The organism is Ereboglobus luteus, assembly GCF_003096195.1.
In the GTDB taxonomy this organism is placed as follows: Bacteria; Verrucomicrobiota; Verrucomicrobiia; order Opitutales; family Opitutaceae; genus Ereboglobus; species Ereboglobus luteus.
The window spans coordinates 650,878-657,500 of the sequence record NZ_CP023004.1; the positions used below are offsets into that span (position 1 = coordinate 650,878).

At 59.8% G+C, this 6,623-nt stretch carries 7 protein-coding genes and 1 tRNA gene (1 of these 8 running past the window's edge); 4 read left to right on the forward strand and 4 right to left on the reverse strand.

The annotated features are described in order from the left end of the window. Window positions 1-39: 39 nt before the first annotated feature. From menB to CKA38_RS02500, 3 genes are all read right to left on the reverse strand, one after another. On the reverse strand, window positions 40-882 hold the full coding sequence (gene menB, locus CKA38_RS02490) for a 1,4-dihydroxy-2-naphthoyl-CoA synthase (protein WP_108824090.1): 843 nt from the start codon (window positions 880-882) through the stop codon (window positions 40-42). 85 nt (window positions 883-967) lie between these two features. Beyond that, window positions 968-1,804: a phospholipase A gene (locus tag CKA38_RS02495; protein WP_236919114.1), complete on the reverse strand. Its 837-nt coding sequence runs from the start codon at window positions 1,802-1,804 to the stop codon at window positions 968-970. 20 nt (window positions 1,805-1,824) lie between these two features. Continuing rightward, the gene (locus CKA38_RS02500; RefSeq protein ID WP_108824092.1) at window positions 1,825-2,211 is read right to left on the reverse strand and encodes a hypothetical protein; all 387 of its coding nucleotides are present in this window, start codon (window positions 2,209-2,211) and stop codon (window positions 1,825-1,827) included. A 184-nt stretch (window positions 2,212-2,395) separates the two neighbouring features. On the opposite strand from CKA38_RS02500, the gene lgt reads away from it, so the two are divergent. Further along, on the forward strand, window positions 2,396-3,250 hold the full coding sequence (gene lgt / locus CKA38_RS02505) for a prolipoprotein diacylglyceryl transferase (protein WP_236919115.1): 855 nt from the start codon (window positions 2,396-2,398) through the stop codon (window positions 3,248-3,250). A gap of 80 nt (window positions 3,251-3,330) precedes the next feature. Here the strand turns inward: lgt and CKA38_RS02510 are convergent. Beyond that, window positions 3,331-3,406 (reverse strand) — tRNA-Phe (locus tag CKA38_RS02510). Window positions 3,407-3,644: 238 nt separating this feature from the next. Between CKA38_RS02510 and CKA38_RS02515 the strand changes: the two genes are divergently transcribed. From CKA38_RS02515 to CKA38_RS02535, 3 genes are all read left to right on the forward strand, one after another. Then, complete coding sequence (locus CKA38_RS02515) at window positions 3,645-5,066, forward strand: radical SAM/SPASM domain-containing protein (protein WP_108824093.1); 1,422 nt, start codon at window positions 3,645-3,647, stop codon at window positions 5,064-5,066. Next, entirely contained in the window at window positions 5,063-6,436 is a 1,374-nt protein-coding gene (locus CKA38_RS15210) for a WD40 repeat domain-containing protein (RefSeq protein ID WP_161554681.1), read from the forward strand. The genes CKA38_RS02515 and CKA38_RS15210 overlap by 4 nt, the downstream gene beginning before the upstream one ends. A gap of 161 nt (window positions 6,437-6,597) precedes the next feature. Then, window positions 6,598-6,623 carry the 5' portion of a WD40 repeat domain-containing protein gene (locus tag CKA38_RS02535; protein ID WP_108824094.1) on the forward strand. Its footprint extends 1,309 nt past the window's final position, so only the first 26 of its 1,335 coding nucleotides appear in the window; it begins with the start codon at window positions 6,598-6,600; its stop codon lies beyond the right edge, outside the window.

A 6,623-nucleotide genomic window follows, 5' to 3' on the forward strand; every position in this document is an offset into this window, starting at 1 on the left:
GGGACGGTTCGCCCTACCTAATGCGTTTTTTTCGCCGTGCTACGGGAGCCAGGGGAATTTGCGGGCGTCGGGTTTGCGCTTTTCGCGCTGGGCGCTGTGAAACTCCTTGGCCTCGTCGGTCATGTAGTAGAGCAGCGTGGCGTTGCCGGCGAGCTCCTGGATTCCGCTCTGGCCGTCCACGTCGGCATTGAACGCGCTCTTGAGGCAGCGGATGGCGAGCGGACTGTGCGTGAGGATTTCACGCGCCCACTTCACGCCCTCGGCCTCGAGTTGCGCGACGGGAACGACCGCGTTGACAAGGCCCATGTCGAGCGCCTGCGCCGCGGTGTATTGACGGCAAAGATACCAGATTTCGCGCGCCTTTTTCTGGCCGACGATGCGCGCCAGATAACTCGATCCGAAGCCGCCGTCGAAACTGCCCATCTTCGGGCCGACTTGGGAAAAGACGCCGTTATCCGCCGAGATGGTGAGGTCGCACACGAGGTGCAGGACGTGACCGCCGCCGACGGCGTAACCGGCGACGAGCGCGATGACGACCTTGGGCATCGAGCGAATGAGTTTTTGCAAGTCGAGCACGTTGAGGCGCGGCACGCCGTCGTCGCCCACGTAGCCGGCATGGCCGCGCACACTTTGGTCGCCGCCCGCGCAAAACGCGTATTTGCCGTCGGTGTGCGGCCCTGCGCCGGTGAGGAGCACCACGCCGATCGACTGGTCCTCGCGCGCGTCGGCGAAGGCGTCATACATTTCAAACACCGTTTGAGGCCGAAAGGCGTTTCGCTTTTCGGGGCGGTTGATCGTGATTTTCGCAATGCCATCAGCCTTGTGATAAAGGATGTCGGCATAATTTTTAACGGGTTTCCAAGTGATGTCGGCGGTGCTCATTTGTATGAGAAAAAAAGAATATTGAAGCGCGCACAATGCAGTCCGCGGCGCGGCGCGTCAACGGTTGCGCGCCCGCCAAATCCGCTCATCGAACCAAGGAGATGCCAAAGCGGATTGTGTCGGTGCGTTTGTCGTAGTTGAGCAGGCTTTCGCCGTAGCCGTTCCAGTATTGAATCATGAAGTAGCCGGCGAAGTTTTTGAAAACGGCATCCAGCGGATAGGTGAGATCGACCTGCACCGCGCCCTTTTTGAGGCGCTGACCGGCGCGCATGTGAACGACCAGGTTGACGCTGTCGTTCTTGCCGAGAGTGACGGTGAGGTCGCCGTAACCGCGATAATCGTCGAGATCGGGATTGTCGCTCATGTCGCCGATGTATCCCCATATTCTCGGCATCAGGATCATCCGCCATCCGTCGAGGTTGCCAAAGGACACAAGCGCGCGCGCCGACACCTTGTTCATGCTGCGGGAAGCGTCGCCGTCGCGGCCGTTGGATTCGTGCCCAATCCCCGCCTGCCAGCCGAGCCAGTTAAAACCGCCGCCCTTTGTTTTTTCGGCGGGCATCATGTAGGCGCAAAACAACTCGGGCATGTAGCTCGTGTCGTAAAAGGGCGAGGAGTCGCCCTCGATGTCCCAAAGCGAGCGCTGCGTGTATGCAAAGCTCAGCCCCTTGAGCACGGGAAACTTTCGCGCCAGATACCCCTCGTCGGCGAGTATCCGATACATGAAGCTGAACTGAAATTTCGCGGCGGGATCATCGGGGCCGTAAATGAAATAAACCGGCTCGTAGGTGGAGAAGTTCTCAAGGAAACTGCGCTTGATTTTTTTGACCACGGGCGGCGGCTGCAGGCTGTCGAGCGGCGCGGAGTCGTCGGCATCGGAGGCCTGCGCGGAGGCGGGTTTTATTTCGATGGCCGCGCGCACGGACGGCGGCTCGCGCAACGTCAATATCCCCCGCCAACCGCGCCATTGGGAAGCGCGAGTGTGTAAGTGCAGGAGACAAATCCGCGCGTGGTGATGCGCTCGACGCCGCGAACATCCTTCGGGTGAATCTGGAGCGCGACAGGAATGGGCGCACCCTTAGCGACGGACAATTCGCCCTGAAGCGACGCGGGCGCCTCAAAATCCACCGCGTAATCGGCGGTATTAAGCGCAACCAGATTGACGTTAATCGTGTCGCCGGCACCCACGGCCCCGGACGGCGTGAGCAGGCTGAACACGATGGGCGACGGCTCATCAAGGGCGGGCGTGTTCGCCAGCACATCCGCGACGGCAGCAAACGCGATGCAGTGCACCGTGAGCAGTTTGGCGATTTGAGTGGCGATTTTCATTTTGGACAACGGAATGAGGCGCCCCGCCCGCGGGCAAGCCTTTGTCCGCGAATCACATTATTTTTAGCATGTTTTTGGTGGCGCAACGCATGGCGGGCGGCACCCGCGAGCAACACAGGAAACGGCAAACAAACGCGGGCGGCGATTTCCCTGCTTGATTTATTGGCGGGCACTTTGTGCTCTCATGAAAACGCCCATGCACCTGCTGCTCGCCAAAATCTGGATACACAAACCGCACCACTATATTTTTGAAATCGCGGATGGAATCGGCCTGCGCTGGTATGGGCTGGCGTATGTGCTCGGTTTTCTCGGCGGCGCGTGGTTGCTCACCCGCTACGCAAAGGCAACCCCGCCCCGCTCGCTGCTGCCCGCGGAAAAAGTGTGGGACTTGATCATCGCGCTGGTGCTCGGCGTGTTCATCGGCGCGCGACTGGGCTACTTTATTTTCTACAGGCCGGGCGACTTGGTGCAAAACCCGCTTGTGTTTTTCCGGGTGTGGGAGGGCGGCATGGCAAGCCATGGCGGATTTATCGGAGTCGTTCTCGCGCTCGTGTGGTTTGCGCGGCACAACAAAATCCCATTCCTGCACATCGGCGACCTGGTGGCCACGATCGCATCGCTCGGCCTGATGCTCGGGCGCATCGCCAATTACCTCAACGGCGAGCTTTGGGGCAAATTGACCGACGGCACATGGGGCGTGGTTTTCGCCGCCACCGACGGCGGCCCCCATCCGCGCCATCCATCGCAACTTTACGAAGCCGCGCTGGAGGGCGCGTTGCTGCTCGCGTTCGTGCAATGGCGGTTCTGGCGCACCGATGTCGCGCGCAAACAACCGGGGCGGCTCGGCGGCGAATTCCTCGCGCTGTATGCGGTGGCTCGCTGCGTTTGCGAATATTTCCGCGAACCCGACGCCGCGCTAATCTGGGGGCTGAGCCGCGGCACGTTTTATTCGATCTTCCTGTTCGCCGCCGGACTGGCGCTGGTTGTTTACGCGACGCGCAAGGCAAAAGAAATTCCGGCAAAAAAATCCAAGCGATAAATTTCATCAGTCAGAAAACGCCCCTTCTTGGACGGGCAAAAAAAGACCCCAAAACCCGTAGAAGTTTTTGAGGTCGAAAGTGGTGGCAAGACTCGGAATCGAACCGAGGACACGAGGATTTTCAGTCCTCTGCTCTACCAACTGAGCTATCTTGCCATTGCGCTTCCCGAAGGAAGAAGGGTGAACGGAAGCAAAAAATAACGAAGCCTCAAGACCAAAGTTGCCAATATCGCAAAATTGGGCGCGATTGTGACTGTCGGCGGAGACGCGAACGCCGGCGCAATATCCCGGTTTTTAGCGAACAGGAGCACCTTTTTCACTTTCTCTTGCGCCGCCCACAGGCCGTGGCATCCTGTTGCGCAGTTTCCGCATTTCGTCGTCCCCGCCCTCCCCCATGCCACCACATCCCGTATTATCCACAGAGATTTATGTCATCCCCCTGGAGACGGGCCGGTATATTATTTATGCGCCACTGCGGAAGGCGGCGTTTGTGGGCAATGCGCGCGTGGTGAACTTTCTCGCCGGATTGAAGGAGGGAAATTACGACGCGACCCTTGATGCCGACGGTTCCACGACCGAGTTTTTGCGCCGGTTGGAAATACTCGACGCGGGACCGGAGCAACAGCCCGAGGCCGTTTTTTCCGACACACACGACCCGGTCTCCCTCACGCTCTTTCTCACCACCGCGTGCAACCTCCGCTGCACCTATTGCTACGCGGCGGCCGGGGACGGCCCCGTGCGTTCCATGTCACTGGAAACGGCGTTGCGCGGGGTCGATTTTATTGTCCAGAACGCGTTAAAACGCCGGACGGGATTCATCGACATCAACTTCCACGGCGGCGGCGAGCCGACCCAAAATTGGCGCGTGCTCACCGGCGCGCACGACCACGCGCGACGCCTCGCCGACCAGCACGGGCTGAAACTCACATGCTACACGGCAACCAACGCCGTTTTTTCAGACAAGCAGCTCGACTGGATTGTAGCCCACCTGCAGGGCGCGAGCGTCTCGTTCGACGGGCTGCCCGAAGCGCACGACACGCACCGCATATCCGCCAACGGCAAGGGCTCCAGCGAACGCGTCATGCACACGCTGCGCCGTTTCGACGAGGCCGGATTCTCCTATGGAATCCGCATGACCGTCACCGCCGACATGATTGCGCGCCTGCCGGATTCCATTGAGTTTATCTGCTCGCGCTTCCGCCCCGGCCAGATCCAAGCCGAGCCGGCCTACCAGATCGGACGCTGGGCCGGCGCGCCCTCGGCGGAAACCGACGCGTTCATCGCCGCTTTTCGGGAGGCGCAGAGTCGCGCAAAAAAGCACGGCTGCGAAGTCACCTTTTCCGCCGCGCGCACGGGCACGCTGACGAATCACTTTTGCGGCGCCACGCAAGACCTCTTCGCGCTCACGCCCGACGGCACCGCCTCCGCCTGTTACGAGGTTTTTGACGAAGCCAATCCGCGCGCGAAAATCTTTCTTTATGGAAACGCGGACAGCGACGGCGCGTGGAAGTTTGACATGGAAAAGCTGGCGTTTTTGCGCAGTCACTCCGTGGACAAGCGCGATTATTGCGCGGGTTGTTTCGCGCGCTGGACATGCGGCGGCGACTGCCTGCACAAGGCGCTCACCGTGTGCGGCGACGACGGATTTTCCGGCACCGACCGCTGCAACATCATTCGCGAGCTGACCAAGGATCAAATCCTCGCGCGCATCGCCGAGGCCGGCGGCGTGTGCTGGCACGGCATGCCAGGCGACGACGAGGATGGAAACGCATGCCCCAACTGCAACGAAATGGAAACCAAGGAGACCACGTCATGAACCCCAACAGCGGCAACAAACCCGAATTTCAACTCGCGCGCGTCGGAGAGGGAGAGGAGTTGTATCAACAAACGGAAATCGTGATGATAAACAACGGGCCGGGAGGCGGCGTGATGAGTCGCCGCGGGTTTCTTGGCGCGGGCATCACGGCGGCGGCGGCTGTTGCGCTGCTGAATAAGTTCACCGTCGCGGCAAACGCAGCCAGAACGACCCAACCCAGGACAAGCTCAGTATTGGTCTCGCATATCGGCCACGTTCACACTGTTCGCATAAGTCACGATGGGAAATGGCTGGCATCGGGAAGCAGCGAGGGGATTATAAAATTATGGAGTCTCCCGGAGGGGGCGTTGATCAAGGTGTCGAAGAAAAACCGCAACCGGGTTACCACTGCCGACATAAGCCCCGACGGAAAACTTTTGGCCGCGGGAAGCCTTGACGGTGCCGTCGCACAATTATGGAGCCTGCCCAAGGTGGCGCTGAAGAAAAAACTGAAGGGCCACGCAAAGGGCATCCGTTCCGTTTGCATAAGCCCCGACTCAAAACTGCTGGTTTCGGGAAGCCGGGACAAAACCATCAACCTATGGAGCCTTCCCAAAGGGGGATTGATCAAGAAACTGGAGGGGCACATTGACACTGTTGCGTCTGTTTGCATAAGCCCCGACGGCCAATGGCTGGCATCGGGAAGCAGCGACAAAACTGTTAAACTATGGAGCCTACCCGATGGCGCCCTGCTTAAAACCCTGACCGGGCACACGAGAGGCATTAACTCCATTTGCACAAGCCCCGACGGAAAACTGCTGGCTTCGGGAGGCGACGACAAAACAATCAGCTTATGGAGCCTGCCGGAAGGAACCCTGATTAAAAAACTGTCGGGACACACGAATACCATCATGTCCGTTTGCATAAGCCCCGACGGGCAATTACTGGCATCAGGCGGCATGGACAAAACCATCAAATTGTGGAGCCTGCCCGACGGCGCCTTGCTCAACACCCTGACCGGGCACACGGGCGGCGTCACCTCTGTTTGCACAAGCCCCGATGGCAAACTGCTGGCCTCGGGCAGCAGCGACCAAACCATCCGCCTGTGGAGCCTGCCCGACGGAAAACAACTTTCCTGCCTGGCGGACATGGCCGCCAATCCCGCCAACAGGGAAGGCGCGACTGTCCACATGCGAAACGAATACGGGCAGACCATCACTTACACCCTGCCATGCGGATCCCCGCTTCCCCCCGGAGCCACCTGCCGGTGCAATTGCGTCCCCGGCTCCGTCAAAATATGCACATGCCAGTCTGTCGCGACGCGGTGCCGTCACGGCTGCTCTTGCGTTCCCGTCTGCACCTGCCAGGCGGTGCGCTGCCGGCAGACGTAGTCACGCGTCAAAACAGGGCGGCTCCGAAATTCTTCCCAAAACGAAACCGACTTTAATAAAACAAAGAACACCACCATGCGCACCGGCGATGCCAGCAAACCCTCGTTTCAACTCGCGCGCGTAAGCGAGGGGAGGAGCTGTATCAGCAAACGGAAATCGTGATGATAAAGGCCGGGGCGGGTAGCGG

What these genes read in the sequence shown, in the direction of transcription:
- menB (WP_108824090.1), bottom strand. Translation starts at nt 882, where the DNA reads ATGAGCACCGCCGACATCACTTGGAAACCCGTTAAAAATTATGCCGAC.
- CKA38_RS02500 (WP_108824092.1), bottom strand. Translation starts at nt 2,211, where the DNA reads ATGAAAATCGCCACTCAAATCGCCAAACTGCTCACGGTGCACTGCATC.
- lgt (WP_236919115.1), top strand. Translation starts at nt 2,396, where the DNA reads ATGAAAACGCCCATGCACCTGCTGCTCGCCAAAATCTGGATACACAAA.
- CKA38_RS02515 (WP_108824093.1), top strand. Translation starts at nt 3,645, where the DNA reads ATGCCACCACATCCCGTATTATCCACAGAGATTTATGTCATCCCCCTG.
- CKA38_RS15210 (WP_161554681.1), top strand. Translation starts at nt 5,063, where the DNA reads ATGAACCCCAACAGCGGCAACAAACCCGAATTTCAACTCGCGCGCGTC.